At 72.9% G+C, this 15,712-nt stretch carries 11 protein-coding genes; 7 read left to right on the forward strand and 4 right to left on the reverse strand.

What is annotated here, in order from left to right; translation table 11 throughout:
- Nucleotides 1-40 precede the first annotated feature (40 nt).
- Nucleotides 41-1,165, forward strand: coding sequence for a M24 family metallopeptidase (locus ACH4D5_RS23670; protein ID WP_398305906.1), 1,125 nt, complete (start codon nucleotides 41-43; stop codon nucleotides 1,163-1,165).
- 24 nt (nucleotides 1,166-1,189) lie between these two features.
- Here the strand turns inward: ACH4D5_RS23670 and ACH4D5_RS23675 are convergent, their stop codons facing one another.
- Both ACH4D5_RS23675 and treZ read right to left on the reverse strand, forming a co-directional pair.
- The gene (locus ACH4D5_RS23675; protein ID WP_398305908.1) at nucleotides 1,190-2,203 is read right to left on the reverse strand and encodes an aldo/keto reductase; all 1,014 of its coding nucleotides are present in this window, start codon (nucleotides 2,201-2,203) and stop codon (nucleotides 1,190-1,192) included.
- 70 nt (nucleotides 2,204-2,273) lie between these two features.
- The gene (gene treZ / locus ACH4D5_RS23680; RefSeq protein WP_398305910.1) at nucleotides 2,274-4,019 is read right to left on the reverse strand and encodes a malto-oligosyltrehalose trehalohydrolase; all 1,746 of its coding nucleotides are present in this window, start codon (nucleotides 4,017-4,019) and stop codon (nucleotides 2,274-2,276) included.
- 144 nt (nucleotides 4,020-4,163) lie between these two features.
- Here treZ and ACH4D5_RS23685 point away from each other — a divergent pair, with 144 nt between their 5' ends.
- Nucleotides 4,164-4,724, forward strand: coding sequence for an FHA domain-containing protein (locus tag ACH4D5_RS23685; protein ID WP_398305913.1), 561 nt, complete (start codon nucleotides 4,164-4,166; stop codon nucleotides 4,722-4,724).
- A gap of 116 nt (nucleotides 4,725-4,840) precedes the next feature.
- Entirely contained in the window at nucleotides 4,841-6,028 is a 1,188-nt protein-coding gene (locus ACH4D5_RS23690) for a cytochrome P450 (protein ID WP_398305916.1), read from the forward strand.
- On the opposite strand, the gene treY is transcribed toward ACH4D5_RS23690, so the two are convergent.
- Nucleotides 5,964-8,549, reverse strand: a complete 2,586-nt coding sequence (gene treY / locus ACH4D5_RS23695; RefSeq protein ID WP_398306068.1) for a malto-oligosyltrehalose synthase — start codon at nucleotides 8,547-8,549, stop codon at nucleotides 5,964-5,966. The two genes, ACH4D5_RS23690 and treY, sit on opposite strands and share 65 nt — an antisense overlap.
- Before the next feature lie 90 nt (nucleotides 8,550-8,639).
- Between treY and ACH4D5_RS23700 the strand changes: the two genes are divergently transcribed.
- Entirely contained in the window at nucleotides 8,640-9,932 is a 1,293-nt protein-coding gene (locus ACH4D5_RS23700; RefSeq protein WP_398305919.1) for an MFS transporter, read from the forward strand.
- Here the strand turns inward: ACH4D5_RS23700 and glgX are convergent.
- On the reverse strand, nucleotides 9,907-12,015 hold the full coding sequence (gene glgX / locus ACH4D5_RS23705) for a glycogen debranching protein GlgX (protein ID WP_398305922.1): 2,109 nt from the start codon (nucleotides 12,013-12,015) through the stop codon (nucleotides 9,907-9,909). The two genes, ACH4D5_RS23700 and glgX, sit on opposite strands and share 26 nt — an antisense overlap.
- A gap of 157 nt (nucleotides 12,016-12,172) precedes the next feature.
- Here glgX and ACH4D5_RS23710 point away from each other — a divergent pair, with 157 nt between their 5' ends.
- The 3 genes from ACH4D5_RS23710 to ACH4D5_RS23720 all read left to right on the forward strand — a co-directional run bounded on the left by ACH4D5_RS23710 (nucleotide 12,173) and on the right by ACH4D5_RS23720 (nucleotide 15,678).
- A complete protein-coding gene (locus tag ACH4D5_RS23710; RefSeq protein ID WP_398305925.1) occupies nucleotides 12,173-12,961 on the forward strand; it encodes a Tat pathway signal sequence domain protein in 789 nt (262 codons plus the stop codon).
- Between the two features lie 63 nt (nucleotides 12,962-13,024).
- The gene (locus ACH4D5_RS23715; protein ID WP_398305928.1) at nucleotides 13,025-14,335 is read left to right on the forward strand and encodes a copper amine oxidase; all 1,311 of its coding nucleotides are present in this window, start codon (nucleotides 13,025-13,027) and stop codon (nucleotides 14,333-14,335) included.
- A gap of 101 nt (nucleotides 14,336-14,436) precedes the next feature.
- Nucleotides 14,437-15,678 (forward strand): SAV2148 family HEPN domain-containing protein, encoded by a 1,242-nt coding sequence (locus ACH4D5_RS23720; protein WP_398305931.1) that lies wholly within the window; start codon nucleotides 14,437-14,439, stop codon nucleotides 15,676-15,678.
- Nucleotides 15,679-15,712: the final 34 nt, after the last annotated feature.

The following is a 15,712-nucleotide window of genomic DNA, read 5'->3' on the forward strand; positions in this document are numbered from 1 at the left end:
CCGGGTGCAGGATTCCTGACGTAGCCAACAGGAGGTCCTCATGAGCAGCGCGCCCGAGCCCTTCACCGCCGACGACTACCGAGCACGCATGGACCGCGCCGCCGAGGCGGCCGCGGACGCCGGCCTCGCGGGCGTCCTCGTCGCCCCGGGACCCGATCTCGTATGGCTCACCGGATACCGGCCCACCGCGGCCACCGAACGCCTGACGGTCCTCGTGCTCGCCGCCGGGCAGGACCCGGTCCTCGTCGTGCCGACCCTGGAGGCCCCGGACGCCGCACGGGCCGCGGGCGCGCCCGCGCTCACCCTGCGCGACTGGACCGACGGCAAGGACCCGTACGCCGTCACCGCGCCTCTCCTGGACGTGTCGGGCCGCTTCGGAGTGAGCGACAACGCCTGGGCGATGCATCTCCTCGGCTTCCAGCAGGCGCTGCCAGGCACCTCCTACGTCTCCCTCACGCAGGCGCTCCCGATGCTCCGTGCCGTCAAGGACGCCGCGGAGCTTGAGCGGCTCGCGGCGGCGGGCGCGGCGGCCGACGCGGCGTACGAGGAGATCCAGAAGGTGCCCTTCGCGGGCCGCAGGGAGACGGACGTCGCCGTCGACCTCGCGGACCTGCTGCGGCGGTTCGGCCACTCCCAGGTGGACTTCACCGTCGTCGGCTCGGGCCCCAACGGCGCCAACCCCCACCACGAGGCGGGCGACCGCGTCATCGAGCACGGCGACATGGTCGTCCTCGACTTCGGCGGCCTGCTGGACGGCTACGGCTCCGACACCTCCCGCACGGTCCACGTCGGCGAGCCCACCGCCGAGGAGCAGCGCGTCCACGACGTGGTGCGCGAGGCGCAGGCGGCGGGCTGCGCGGCGGTGCGGCCCGGCGCCGCCTGCCAGGACATCGACCGCGCGGCCCGCGACGTGATCACCGAGTTCGGCTACGGCGAGTACTTCATCCACCGCACCGGCCACGGCATCGGCGTCACCACCCACGAACCGCCCTACATGATCGAGGGCGAGGAGCAGCCGCTGGTGCCGGGAATGTGCTTCTCCGTAGAGCCCGGAATCTATCTTCCGGGTCGCTTCGGAGTCCGCATCGAGGACATCGTGACGGTCACCGAGGAGGGCGGGCGGCGGCTGAACGCCACCGCCCGCGAGATGGCGATCGTCAACTAACTGAGGACCGTCAGCCGGGGGCCGTCAACTGAAGTCCGTGCGGGGGCCGGTGCGCGGTTCGCGCCCCGGGTAGTACGCGAGGACGTCGTACGGGTAGGGCAGCGGCCGCGCGCTCGCCGTCGTCAGCCGCTCGTGCTGCTCGGGCGTCAACTCCCAGCCCACGCAGCCGAGGTTGTCGGCCAGCTGCTCCACGGACCGCGCCCCGACGATGGGCGCGGTCACCCCCGGCTGCTGCAGGAGCCAGCGCAGCGCCACCTGGGCCGGAGTGCGCCCGGCCTCCTCGGCGACCTCGAGGACGGCGTCGACGACCTGCCAGGTCCCCTCGGTGGCGCGCTCCTTCCAGGATGCCGCTCCCCGCGTGCCCTCGGGCGGTGCCGTCATGTCGCGCCGGAACTTCCCCGAGAGCCAGCCGCCCTGCAGCGGGCTGTACGGAATGACACCGACGCCCTCCGCCACGCTGAGGGGCAGCAGCTCCCACTCGATCTCGCGCCCGAGGAGGTTGTAGAAGGGCTGCAGACAGGAGTACGGCTCCCAGCCGTGCGCCCGCGCCACGTCGAGGGCCTTCTGGAGCTGCGCCCCGGAGTGGTTGCTCGCTCCCAAGTAGCGGACCTTGCCCGCCTTCACGAGGGTGTCCAGGGTGGACAGGGTCTCCTCGACGGGCGTCGTCGCGTCCCACACGTGGGTCTGATAGAGGTCGATGTAGTCGGTGCCGAGCCGCCGCAGGCTCGCGTCGACCGCCGACAGGATGTGCTTGCGGCTCAGCCCGCCGGCGTTCGGCGCGTCGCTCATCGTCGCGAACACCTTGGTGGCGACGACGAGTTCGTCCCTGCGGCGGCCCTTGAGCCAGCGGCCGAGGATCTCCTCCGACACACCGCGCCCGTACATGTCGGCCGTGTCGATGAACGTGCCGCCGGCCTCCGCGAACGCGTCCAGCATGCGGTGCGACGTCGCCTCGTCCGCGGCGCTGCCGAACATCATCGTGCCCAGGCACAACTCGCTGACCCGCAGCCCGGTCCGGCCCAGAAATCGTTGCTTCATGGTTCGCCTCCCCTGGTGAGGCCCCTCAAGATAGGCGAGGCGCCGCACGGCCGGTGGACCGCGCGGTGCGTCAGGCGGTGGCCAGGATCACGCACGACTCGGCGGGCAGCCGCACCACCCCGTCAGGGCCCGGTGCCTCGACCGGCTCCCACGCGGCGACCACGCGCGCGTGGCGCCCGTCCAGCGGTACGACGACGGGCTCCCCGCCGAGGTTCACGGCGATCCGCAGGTCGCCGCGCCGGAACGCGAACCAGAGGGCCGTCTCGTCGTACGCCACCCGTACCGCCGCCAGGTCGGGGTCGGTCAGATCGCTCCGGGAGCGCCGCAGCGCGATGAGCTCGCGGTGCCAGGCGAGCAGCCGGGCGTGGTGGCCCTCCGCGGGCTCCGACCAGTCGAGACAGGACCGGTCGCGGGTCCCGTGGTCCTGCGGATCCGGGATGTCCTCCTCGGCCCACCCGTGCGCCGCGAACTCCCTGCGTCTGCCCCGGCGCACGGCCTCGGCGAGTTCGGGGTCCGTGTGGTCGGTGAAGAACTGCCAGGGCGTCGAGGCGCCCCACTCCTCGCCCATGAACAGCATCGGCGTGAACGGGCTCGTCAGGGTGATCGCGGCCGCGCAGGCGAGCAGGCCGGGGGAGAGGGAGGCCGAGAGGCGGTCCCCCTGCGCGCGGTTGCCGATCTGGTCGTGGGTCTGCGCGTACCCCAGGAAGCGGTACGCGGGCGTCCGCGCGCGGTCCACGGGACGGCCGTGGGCGCGGCCCCGGAACGTCGAGTACGTGCCGTCGTGGAAGAACCCGCGCGTCAGCGTCTTGCCGAGCGCGGCCAGCGGGGCCCGCGCGAAGTCTTCGTAGTAGCCCTGCGCCTCACCGGTGAGCGCGGTGTGCAGCGCATGGTGGAAGTCGTCGTTCCACTGCGCGTGCAGGCCGAGGCCGCCGCTCGCGCGCGGGGTGACGAGCCGCGGGTCGCCCAGGTCCGACTCGGCGATCAGGGACAGCGGCCTGCCCAGCTCCGCGGCCAGGGAGTCGACGGCCGTGGAGAGTTCCTCCAGGAAGTGGCACGCGCGCGTGTCCCGCAGCGCGTGCACGGCGTCGAGCCGCAGGCCGTCGATGCGGTAGTCGCGCAGCCAGGCGAGGGCGCTGCCGATCAGATACGCGCGCACCTCGTCGGAGCCGGGAGCGTCCAGGTTGACCGCGGCGCCCCAGGGTGTCTGGTGCGTCTCCGTGAAGTAGGGCCCGAAGGCGGGCAGGTAGTTGCCGGAGGGGCCGAGGTGGTTGTGGACGACGTCCAGGACGACGCCGAGACCGTGCGCGTGCGCCGCGTCGACGAACCGTTTCAGCGCCTCCGGGCCGCCGTACGGCTCGTGCACCGCCCACAGCGACACCCCCTCGTACCCCCAGCCGTGCCGCCCGGGGAAGGGGCACAGCGGCATCAGTTCCACGTGCGTGACGCCGAGCTCCGCCAGGTGTCCGAGCCGGTCCGCCGCCGCGTCCAGCGTGCCCTCGGGCGTGTACGTCCCGACGTGCAGCTCGTACAGGACCGCTTCCCGCACGCCGCGCCCCGCCCAGGGCGTGCGCCACGCGTACCGGTCGTGGTCGACGACGGCGCTCAGCCCGTCAGGACCGTCCGGCTGGCGCCGCGAGCGCGGGTCGGGCAGGACCGGGCCCCCGTCCACCGAGAAGCCGTACCGCGTGCCGTCGTCGGCCGCCGCCTGCGCCGTCCACCACCCCTCGCGGTCCGCGTCGCGCTCCATCGCGCGCGTGGTGCCCGCACACTCCAGCACGACCCGCTCGGCCTCCGGCGCCCACACTTCGAACCTCACCGACGGTTCTCCCTCGTCCGCTGTCCATCACACCGTGCGTCCCATGGTGCGTCAGAAGCCGTCGCGCCGTGGGAGGAAGCGGACGATCAGCCGTCGGTCCGCCCGTTCTGGACACCCGGGGCGCGGGTGCACGACAATTGCCTGGTGACATCCTCTTTCGAGTTCTCCACGTTCCCGGCGGCGCCCGCGCGGGTGACGGACGCCGAGCGCGACCGGGCGCTGGACGCACTCAAGGAGGGCGCGGCCGTCGGCAGGCTCTCGCACGACACGTTCCTGCGGCGCATGGAGCTCGTGCTCGCCGCCCGCAGGCCCGACGAGCTGGCCGCACTCACCGACGACCTGCGCACCGAGGGCCGCTGGTCGCGCATGGTGCTCGGCGGTGTGGAAGCCGTCTCCGGGTTCACGATGAAGCTGCGCAGGGCCTGGGAGGCCGAGCGCCTGCCGAAGCTGCTCCTGCCGTCGCCCGACAGCCACCACCCGCTGCGGATCGGCCGCGACCCGGCCAACGGCCTGCGGCTCAGCCACGACACGGTCTCCAGGGTCCACGCCGAGCTGCGGTGGCAGGGCGGCATGTGGGTGCTGCGCGACCTCGGCTCCACCAACGGCACTTCGGTGAACGGCCGCAGGGTGACCGGCGCGGCAGTCGTCCGCGACGGCGACTCCGTGAGCTTCGGCCGGATGGCGTTCCGGCTCGCGGTGAACTGACAGGGCAGCATCACCCGGACGGGCGTACGAGGCCTGCGGCGCGGGCCGCGCGGTGGTCGTCTTGGACACACCCGCGCGGCCGCTCGCCGCGCCGACGCACAGGTGGGAGCCCCGCGGTGCGCTGCCTCTCCGTCCCGCCCGAGGATCCGCCACCCGCGGCCACCCCCGCCGTCGCACGCGTCGAAGTGCCGGTGACGCCTCTCGGCCCGGCGCCGGGTCTCCTGTCACCCGCCGTCGCGCGCGACCCGTACCCCGCGTTCCGCGTGCTGCGGGAGAGCTTCCCCCTGGCACGGGACGAGTTTCTCGGCGCGTGGCTGGTGAGCCGGTACGGGGACGTGTGCGAGGCCCTCGCGCGGGACGAGCTCGTCGCGCTGCCGCCGGGGCGCACCCTCGCGCACATGGAGGGCGCCACGCACCGCGCGCACCGCGCCCTGGTCGAACCCGCGCTGCGGGGCCGCGCCGTCGCCGCCCTGGCCGCGGGCGCCTCGCGCACCGCCCACGTCCTGGCCCGCCGGATCGCCGCCCGCCCGGAGACCGACCTCGTCGCCGAGTTCTGCCGGTGGCTGCCGACCGCCGCGGTCGTGGCCGCGCTGGGCCTGCCCCACGAGGACACCGCACGCGTCCAGCGGTGGTGCCGCGACGGCCTCGGCCACCTCGGCGGCGGCCACCACGAACTGGACGCCCGGCTCCGCCCCCACCTGGCGCGGCGGCGGTCCCGGCCCGGCGACGACCTGCTCTCCGTGCTCTGCGCCGCCGAGGTCGACGGGCGGCCGCTCGCGGACGGAACCGTGGCCGGGCTCGTCGGCTCGCTCCTCGGCGCCGGGGGCGAGGCCACCGCGCTCGCGCTCGCCTCGTTCCTCGCCAACCTCCTCGACGACCCGGCGCAGCTGGCCCTGGTCCGTGAGCGGCCCGAGCTGATACCCGCCGCCTGGGCGGAGTCCCTGCGCCGCGACCCGCCCGCCCCCGTCGTGCTGCGCCGCGCGGTCCGCCCGGTCGTCGTGGCCGGCACCGCGCTGCCCGCGGGAGCCGTCGTGGCGTGCCTGGTCGGCGCCGCGAACCGGGACCCCGCGCGGTTCGCCGACCCCGACCGCTACGACATCCGCCGCGCCGACCCGGGCCGCCTCGCGTTCGGCGCGGGCCGCCACGCCTGCCCGGGCGCCGAGCTCGCGGCCCGAACCGCCGGATACGGCCTGCACGCCCTGCTGGACGCCCTGCCGGGACTGCGCTGGGCGCCGGGCTTCAGACCGGACCCCCGGGGGCTGCTGACGCGCGGCCCGCGGACTCTTCTCGTACGCCCTCGGTGATGCCCTCAGTCACGCCCTCGCTGACGCCCTCAGTCACATCCTCGGTGCCGCCCGCGTCGGCGATGCGCTCCAGGAGCGCCACCGGCGCCACGGCGAAGAGCTCCGCCACGCGCGCGTGGCCCTCGAACTCCCGCTCCGGAGCGAGCAGGTCGGCCCACCGGCCCGCCGGGAGCACCAGCTCCGTCTCCCGCCAGCCGCCCGCGTCCGCGAGCCGCAGGGACAGCCGTGTCGCTGCCACCACGACCTCTCCGGAGCGGACGAACGCCAGGCAGTGCGCGGCGCCGGGCCCCTCGGCGGCCAGCGGCTCGTACGTGCCCGTGCCACCGAACAGCTCCGGCCGCCGCCCGCGCAGCCGCAGCGCCGTCGCGGTGAGGGCCAGCTTCTCCTCCGACAGGTCCCACGGCTCTCGCTGGGCGTCGAGCCGCTCCAGGACGTGCGGCTGGAAGCGGGCGGGCTGCCGGTTGTCCGGGTCGACCAGGGCGCGGTACTCGCCCTCCGTGCCCTGGTAGAGGTCGGGCACCCCGGGCATCGTCAGGTGCAGCAGCGCCGCCCCCAGGACGTTGGCGCGCACGTGGTCGCCGAGCTCGCGCGCGAAGGCCGCCACCGCGTACAGCGGCGGTCCGCACGGGCCCGCCTCCACGAATGCGCCCACGGCCTTCTCGTACGCCTCGTTGGGCTCGGTCCAGCTGGTGTGGAGTCCCGCCTCGCGCACGTGCTTCAGGAGGGCGTTCTGGAGCCGCATGTCGTAGGGGAAGCCGAAGCCGACCGCCGTCTGCCAGGCGGCCCAGGCCAGTTGGGGGTCGGGTGCGCACGTGCCGCCCACGCGCGAGGTCTGCTCGGTGACGTCGACGAGGAGGTCGGCCCACCGGTCCGGGCACTGGGTCAGGACGGAGATACCGGCCCGGACGTCGGCGCTCCGCTTGGTGTCGTGGGTCGTCAGGACAGTGCCTGAGTAGGGCCAGTCGCGCTGCACGCGCGCGCAGTACGCGTGGAACTCCTCCACCGGCACCGCGGGCCGCTCGGGCGCCCCGCCCACCTCCGCCGCCGAGAGGAGCGGCGCGTGCCGGTAGAACGCGGTGTCCTCGACGGCCTTGGCGCGCAGCGCCGACGCGGTCTGCGCGAACCGCGCCCGGAACTCCTCCACGGCCGACAGGACGTCAGGATCCGGAGCCATGGCGGACCCCGGGCCCTCTGAGCGCGCTTCTGCCGCCCGCAGCCGCCCCAGCGCCAGGTCCCGTACGACATCGACCGTCCGGGCCTCCTCGGGCACGCTGAAGGCCGCCCTGGCCTCCTCGGCGGCGCGGGCGGTGAGCACCGTCTCGGGCGCGTCGCCCCCGGAGGCGTACGGCCGGTAGACGGGCAGCCGCACCAGCAGCTCCCGCAGCGCGGTGCGCAGCATCCACGGCGCGTGGTCGCGCAGCGCGGGGACGGCCGCGCAGATGGCGCCCGCCGCGCGCGTGAGCCGGTCGACCTCGGCCGCCAGCTCGCGCGTGACGACCTTGTACGCGGCCCTGCGCACCGTCGCGTCCCAGTCGCCGCCCCGGTCGGCGGGCGGCGCGGCGAAGCGGCGGTACTGGCCGAGGAGTTCGCCGGCGCCCGCCGGGTCGGTGAGGACGCCGTCGATGTGCCGCAGCGCGTCGTAGCCGGTGGTGCCGGCCACCGGCCAGGCGGCGGGCAGCCGCTCGCCGTCGGCGAGGATCTTCTCGACGACCGTCCACCGCCCGCCGGTCGCCTCGTGCAGTCTCTGGAGGTACGTTCCCGGGTCCGCCAGGCCGTCCGGGTGGTCGATCCGCAGGCCTTCGACGACGCCCTCGCGGAGCAGCTGGAGGATCTTCCCGTGCGTCGCGTCGAAGACGTCCGGGTCCTCGACGCGCACGCCGATGAGATCGGAGATGGTGAAGAAGCGCCGGTAGTTGAGCTCCGTGCGGGCGAGCCGCCACCACGACAGGCGGTACCACTGGGCGTCAAGGAGCTCCGGCAGCGGCAGCTCCGCGGTGCCCTCCCGAATGGGGAACGCGTGTTCGTGGTAGCGCAGCACGGCCCCGTCGACCCGCAGCTGTCCGAGCTCGTCCCCGAGCCGGCCGCCGAGGAAGGGCAGCAGGACGCGCCCGCCGCCCGCGTCCCAGTCGATGTCGAACCAGCGCGCGTACGGCGACCCCGGGCCCTCGCGCAGCACCTCCCACAGCGCGTGGTTGTGCCGCGGGACCGCCGCCATGTGGTTCGGCACGATGTCCACGACCAGGCCGAGCCCGGACTGCCGGGCGGTGCGGGACAGGGACCGCAGCCCCTCCTCGCCGCCCAGCTCGTCCCGCACGCGCGCGTGGTCCACCACGTCGTAGCCGTGCGTCGATCCGGGGACCGCCTCGAGCACCGGTGACAGGTGCAGATGCGAGACACCGAGCGAGGCCAGATGGGGGACGGCCGCCTCGGCGGCCGCGAAGGGGAAGTCCGGCTGCAGCTGGAGCCGGTACGTGGCGGTGGGCGGCGGTGGTACCGCGGAGCCGGGCCGCTCCGGTGTCATGCGCGTCATGCGAACGTACGTACCCGGTCTGGAGGCTTTCGTGTCATCGACTCATGCGTGTCCGCCCTACGGCGTCGTTAGCGTCGGACGATGGCTCAGAACACCCGCGACGCGTACCGCACGGTGATCCGGATGACGGGGGCGGCGCTCCCCGTCGTGTCGTTCCTCGGCAGGCTCCCCGTGGCGATGATCCAGTTCGGCAGCGTGCTGCTGGTGACCGAGACCAGCGGGTCGCTGGCCACCGGCGGGATCGTCGCCTGTGCCCTCGCGCTCGGCCAGGTGTCCCTGGGGCCGTTCGTCGGGCGGCTCGCGGACCGGCACGGGCAGCGCGCCGTGGTGCTCGTCCTCTCGCTCGTCAACGCCGTGGCGATCGCGGCGTACACCCTGGGCGCCCTCGCGGACCTGCCCACGCCCGGTCTCGTCGCCCTGGGCGCCCTTGCGGGCGCGACGATCCCGGGGATCGGGCCGCTGGCCAGGGCCCGCGTCGTCCCGCTGGTGCGCGCCAAGGGCGGCGACGACCGGCTGGCGAGCACCGTGCTCTCCCTGGAGAGCACCATGGACGAGCTCTCCTTCGTGCTCGGCCCCGCCCTCGTGGGCCTCGCGGCCGTGGCGGGCCACCCGGCGTACGCCTTCGGGGCGGCCGCGCTGCTGGTGGCCGTCTGCGGCACGGCCTTCGCGCTGCACCCCACGGGACGTACTCCCAAGGCGGACACCTCCGGACCGGCACGCGCGCGTGGCGCACGCCCGCCGCTGCCGCGCTCGGTGTACGTGGTGCGGGCCGGGCTCCTCTTCCTCGGTGTGCTGCTCGGCGCCTGCGGCGCGGGCATCACCGCGCTGACCGAGGAGCTGGGCCGGCCGGGCCAGGCCGGGCTCGTGTACGCGGCGATGGGCGTGATGAGCGCGGTGGTGGGGCTCTCCATGGCCGCGCTGCCCGAGCGCTTCGGGCTGATCGCCCGGTGGCGGGTGGCGACGGCGGCCGCGGCACTCCTGTCGCTCCCCCTGGTGTGGACCGACAGCCTGGCGGGCCTCTACGTAGTGGTCACCTTCTTCGGCGCGATCTACGCCCCGAACCTCATCACCGGCTTCGCGCTCACCGAGCGTGCCGTGCCGCCGCAGCGGCTCGCTGAGGGCATGACCTTCGCGGCGAGCGCCTTCGTCGGCGGCCAGGCGGTGACGCTCGCGGTGGCCGGGCGGCTCGCGGAGTCGCACGGCGCGGGGGCCGCGTTCGCCCTCGGCAGCGTGGCCGCAGCGGTGGCGTTCGTGATCGCCCTGATCGCCCGTCACGAACCCCACCGCCCCGACCCGGTCGACCCGGCCCGTCAGGAACCCCACCGTCACCAGCCGTCCCGCGCCGGCGTCACGCCGGACGTTGCAGCACCGTGAGGCTCCGGTCGGTCAGCGTGAGCCGGTCGCCTGCCCGCACCTTCGGCCCCGGCTCCGGCGGCACCCCGTCCTCGTGCGCCGTGTCGATCACGAGCTGCCACTGGCGGCCGTGGTTGACCGGCACCACGAACTCGATCGGCTCGGGGGACGCGTTGAACATCAGCAGGAACGAGTCGTCGGAGATCCGCTCGCCGCGCGGCCCCGGCTCCGAGATGGCGTTGCCGTTCAGGAACACGCTCAGCGCCCTGGCGTGCGAGGCCTCCCAGTCCTGTTCCTCCATCTCCTCGCCCTCCGGGGTGAACCAGGCGATGTCCGACAGCTCGTCGTGCGTGCCCTGGACGGGCCGGCCGTGGAAGAACCGGCGCCGCCGGAAGACCGGATGGTCGCGCCGGAGCATCGCCATCGTGCGGGTGAAGGCGAGCAGCGAGTTCTCGCCGTCCGGCCAGTGCACCCACGCCAGTTCGCTGTCCTGGCAGTAGGCGTTGTTGTTGCCGCCCTGCGTGCGCGCGAACTCGTCGCCGTGGCTGAGCATCGGCACGCCCTGGGAGAGCATCAGGGTGGCGGTGAAGTTCCGCATCTGCCGGGCGCGCAGCGCCAGGACGTCCGGATCGTCCGTCTCGCCCTCGGCGCCGCAGTTCCAGGACCGGTTGTGGCTCTCGCCGTCCTGGTTGTCCTCGCCGTTGGCCTCGTTGTGCTTGTCGTTGTACGAGACGAGGTCGTGCAGCGTGAAGCCGTCGTGGCAGGTGGTGAAGTTGATCGACGCCAGCGGACGCCGCCCGTCGTCCTGGTAGAGGTCGGACGAGCCGGTGAGCCGGGAGGCGAACTCCGCGAGGGCCCGCGGCTCGCCCCGCCACAGGTCGCGCACCGTGTCGCGGTACATGCCGTTCCACTCGGTCCACAGGGGCGGGAAGTTGCCCACCTGATAGCCGCCCTCGCCGACGTCCCAGGGCTCGGCGATCAGCTTCACCTGGCTGACCACCGGGTCCTGCTGCACGAGGTCGAAGAAGGACGAGAGCCGGTCCACCTCGTGGAACTGCCGGGCCAGCGTCGCCGCGAGATCGAAGCGGAACCCGTCCACATGCATGTCCGTGACCCAGTGCCGCAGCGAATCCATGATCATTTGCAGCACGTGCGGCGAGCGCATCAGGAGCGAGTTGCCGGTCCCCGTGGTGTCCATGTAGTAGCGGGGATCGTCCATCAGGCGGTAGTACGAGGCGTTGTCGAGCCCCTTGAAGGAGAGCGTCGGGCCCAGGTGGTTGCCCTCGGCCGTGTGGTTGTAGACGACGTCGAGGATCACCTCGATGCCCGCCTCGTGCAGCGCCTTCACGGCCTGCTTGAACTCCAGGACCTGCTCGCCGCGGTCGCCCCACGAGGCGTACGCGTTGTGCGGGGCGAAGAAGCCGATGGTGTTGTAGCCCCAGTAGTTGTTCAGGCCCATGTCCACCAGACGGTGGTCGTTCACGAACTGGTGGACCGGCATCAGCTCCAGCGCGGTGACGCCGAGACCGGTGAGGTGCTCGATGATCGCCGGGTGCCCCAGCGCCGCGTACGACCCCCGGAGCTCCTCCGGAAGGTCCGGGTGCAGCATCGTCAGGCCCTTCACATGGGCCTCGTAGAGCACCGTCTCGTGGTACGGGGTGCGCGGCGGGCGGTCGTCGCCCCAGTCGAAGTACGGGTTCACCACGACCGACGTCATCATGTGCGGCGCCGAGTCGAGGTCGTTGCGCTCGTCCGGTTCGTCGAAGTGGTAGCCGTACACCTCCTCGCCCCACTCGACGCGCCCGCTCACCGCGCGCGCGTAGGGATCGAGCAGCAGCTTCGCGGAGTTGCAGCGGTGCCCCTGCTCCGGTGCGTAGGGGCCGTGCGCCCGGAAGCCGTAGCGCTGTCCCGGCATGATGCCGGGCAGGTACGCGTGCCGCACGAAGGCGTCGGACTCGCGCAGCTCTACGGCTGTCTCCGAGCCGTCGTCGTGCAGCAGACACAGCTCCACGCGCTCTGCGGCCTCGGAGAAGACCGCGAAATTCGTGCCGGCTCCGTCATATGTGGCACCTAAGGGATACGCCTGCCCAGGCCAGACCTGCATGAATACGACTCTTCCACTCACGCCCCCGCAAGATGGGGCCACTTCGGCCACAGTCGCCCGGAAAGTGGGGCAACCACCCAGGAGTTGTACCCGTCTAACCGTCTGACCACATACTCGGCTTGCCCACGAATGGGGCGCCAGGGGAGTAGGGGGAGTAGTGCGAGAGATAGTCAGACGCCACCTCGGGAAGGTGGTGGCGGGTGCGGCGGTCGCGGCGACCGCCACCGCCGTGCTGGTGGGCGTCAACATGCCGGGCTCGGAGGCAGGTGGGTCGGGGGACCGCCAGGCCAACGCGGCAGCGGCGAAGCAGGACGCCATCGCCAAGGACGGCGTCGTGGAGGCCGCGCCCGAGGAGGGCGCGAAGGGCATCGGCAGCGACCCGCTGACCGACGAGGAGATGGAGCGCGCCGAGAAGGCCTCGGCCTCGGGCCGGCTGCGCTCCAGCGCCCGGGACGTCGAGGGGGACCGCGGCCCGCAGCTGCTGTCCACCAACCTCAGCGAGCCGGACCCGGCCGACACCGGCAACGCGCCGCGCCGCGCCGAGGTCGTCTACTACGACTACAAGCAGGACGCCGTCATCACCAAGACGGTCAATGTGGAGACCGGCAAGGTCGAGGACACGGTCACCACGCGGAACGTCCAGCCGCCGCCCAGCCAGGAAGAGCTCGCCGAGGGCGCCAGGCTGCTGATCGCCGACCCGCTCGGCAAGGGCCTGAAGAAGGACTTCAAGCACGCCACGGGCAAGGCCCTGACCGGCCCGCAGCAGCTCCAGCTGAGCGGCATGGTCTTCCGCAAGGAGACCGTGAAGCGCGTGCCGTCCGACCTCACCGAGTGCGGCAAGCACCGGTGCCTCCAGGTCGTCACCAAGGTCAAGAACGGTCCGTGGATCGACACCCGGGCCCTCGTCGTCGACCTGAGCACCCGCACCGTGGGCCGCCTCGGCTGACCCGCGCGCCCGCGCACGAGACCACACACCAACTTCTCCTCGTACGAGGGAGTTCACTCCACCATGCACGTCAACAGACTTTCGCGCGCCCGCAAGGGGGCCACGATGGCCCTCGCGGTCTCCGCGCTCCTCGGCGGCGCCGTCACCGTCGCCGCCCCCGCGTCGGCGGCCCCGGCCAAGGCCCCCGCCCCGCCGGCCGACTGCAGCGACGCCTACAAGATCGAGCAGACCGTCGACGGCGGCACGACCTGGCGCATGTGCTGGCACTACAACTCGCTCTCCGGCCTGATCCTCGACAAGATCAGCTACCAGCCGAAGGGCGAGCCCAAGCCGATCCCCGTCCTGACCAGCGCCCGGCTCGCCCAGGTGCACGTCCCCTACGACGACGGCCAGGCCGAGTACGACGACGTCACCGGCACCGACTTCGGCCAGGCCCTGCAGAACCTCAACACCGGTGAATGCCCCGGCGGCACCATCAAGACCGTCAAGGTCCCGAACCGCGGCAACGTCAAGGGCCTGTGCACCACCACGCGCGCGCGTGGGCACGCGTACCGCCTCAACGACGACGCGAGCACCGGCGGCACCGGCAAGGTCTACTCCGCCCAGGCCAAGGACCTGCTCGTCTACACCGTGAACAAGGCCTCCTGGTACGAGTACATAACCGAGTGGCGGTTCTCCTCGGACGGCACCATCACGTCCAACGTGGGCGCCACCGGCAGCCTCTCGCCGTACGACTACGACGGCGGCGACGACCGCGGCTGGCCCATCGGCAAGGGCCAGCAGGCCAAGGCGGAGAGCCACGCCCACAACGTCTTCTGGCGGCTCAACTTCGGCCTGGACGGCTCCCCGAAGGCCAAGGTCGAGCAGTACGACTCCAAGGTCACCCCGCCCACCGGCAACGGCAGCCCGACCACGAAGACCACCCGCACCAAGGTCACCAAGGAGATCGCGGGCGACCGCAAGGACATGCGCTGGTGGCGCGTGGTCAGCGGGGCCGGCAAGAACAAGGACGGCCACCCGCGGTCGTACGAGTTCGTCCCCGGACCCAGCACCAAGCACGCCGGGCGGCCCTTCACCAAGCACGACGTGTACTTCACCCAGTACAAGAAGTGCGAGCAGTACGCGAGCAACAACCCGGGCTGCCCCAACGGCACCCCGGACAGCGTCGACAAGTGGGTGAACGGCCAGACCATGGACCACCCGATCTCCTGGGTGCACATCGGCTACCACCACATCGCGCGTGACGAGGACCAGCAGCCCATGCCGGTCCACTGGCAGGGCTTCTCGCTGGCCGCGCGCGACGTCACCGCCATGAGCCCGCTCACTCCGCAGGACCTCGCGAACCAGAACGGCCAGCCGCCGATCGGTGGTTGAGAAACCACCCTGCCCATCGGGCTGCACCTCCTGCCGCTCCCGGAGTACCCTTCCTTGATCGTTGACCGGGGGAGAGTCCGGGAGCGGAAGGCGGTGCGCGGGTGAGCTCGGGTGGTCGGGGGCTGCCCCCTGGTGACGAGGGTCACGAGGGGAGCTCCGCGGACGTACCCGCTGGAGCGGTGTCCCTGGCTCGGCCGATGGAGACGGGATCTCAGATCGGACCCGAACTGGACTGGGACGCCGACGCCTGGCGCGAGGTCCGTACGCGCGCCCAGCGCGCCGGGCGGGCCTACATCTGGCTGAATCTGGTGGAGCAGCGGCTGCGCGCGGTCGTGGCCGCTGTTCTGCGTCCCGTCTACGAACCCGTCCACGCCGACGACTGGGTCGTCGCCGCGGCGGGCCCCGCCGGGCAGGAGTGGGTCCAGCGGGCCGTCGCCGTGCGGGAGGTGAGCCGCCGCAAGGGCTATCTGCTCGACCCGGCCGACGACAACGTCCTCAGCTTCCTCACGCTGCCGCAGCTGCGCGAGCTGATGGTGCAGCACTGGCCCTGCTTCGAGCCCTACCTCGACGACCGGCGCGACGTCGAGCTGGCCCTCGACGAGCTGGAGGTCACCCGGAACGTCGTCTCCCGCAACCGCGCCCTCTCCGAGGCGGTCCTCGCCCAGGCGGAGCGCGCCTCGGCCAGGCTCCTGGACATACTCGGCTCGGGCACCGACACGCCTTCCGCGCGCCGCCTGCCCGTCGACGCCGTCGAGGACCTGGTCGGCGACCGGTACGCGGACGTGGTGGGCGTCTACGGCGACCGGGTGCGGCTCCTGCGGCAGTTCCCCGCCGAGGACATCTTCGGCGGCGCCCGCCGCCTCGACGCGATCGGCATCGGCCTCAACCTCCTCGTGCAGAACTTCTCCGGGCGCCGCCTGGTCAGGCTCGCCGAGTCGGGCTGCCGGGTGCGGCTGCTCTTCCTCAACCCGGCGAGCAGCTCGGTCAAGCGCAGGGAGCGCGAACTGGGCATCAAGAAGGGTGAGTTGAGCCGTTCCGTCGAGATGAACATCCTGCACATGCGCCGGGTCAGGGCGCGCCTGCGGGACCCGGGCGCCTTCGAGATCCAGGTCTTCGACGAGACGCCCCGCTTCACCGCGTACCTGGTCGACGGGGACGGCGCGGACGGTATCGCCGTCGTCCAGTCGTATCTGCGCAGGACCCGTGGGATGGAGGCGCCGGTCCTGGTGCTGCGGGGCGGCAGCCGGGTGGTGAAGTCGGGCGATCCGGGTGAGAGCGGGCTTTTCACTACATACCGCGAGGAGTTCGAGCTGGCGTGGGCGGACTCGCGGCCGGTGTCCTGACCGTCTCCGCGCCCTCCCGACGCCGCCTCGGCCG

It is taken from the genome of Streptomyces sp. NPDC018029, from assembly GCF_044327655.1.
Classification (GTDB): Bacteria; Actinomycetota; Actinomycetes; order Streptomycetales; family Streptomycetaceae; genus Streptomyces.

Bases quoted from the DNA above. Each gene is read 5' to 3' on its own strand.
- ACH4D5_RS23670 (WP_398305906.1), top strand. From the start codon at position 41: ATGAGCAGCGCGCCCGAGCCCTTCACCGCCGACGACTACCGAGCACGC.
- ACH4D5_RS23715 (WP_398305928.1), top strand. From the start codon at position 13,025: ATGCACGTCAACAGACTTTCGCGCGCCCGCAAGGGGGCCACGATGGCC.
- treY (WP_398306068.1), bottom strand. From the start codon at position 8,549: ATGACACCGGAGCGGCCCGGCTCCGCGGTACCACCGCCGCCCACCGCC.
- ACH4D5_RS23700 (WP_398305919.1), top strand. From the start codon at position 8,640: ATGGCTCAGAACACCCGCGACGCGTACCGCACGGTGATCCGGATGACG.
- ACH4D5_RS23675 (WP_398305908.1), bottom strand. From the start codon at position 2,203: ATGAAGCAACGATTTCTGGGCCGGACCGGGCTGCGGGTCAGCGAGTTG.
- glgX (WP_398305922.1), bottom strand. From the start codon at position 12,015: ATGCAGGTCTGGCCTGGGCAGGCGTATCCCTTAGGTGCCACATATGAC.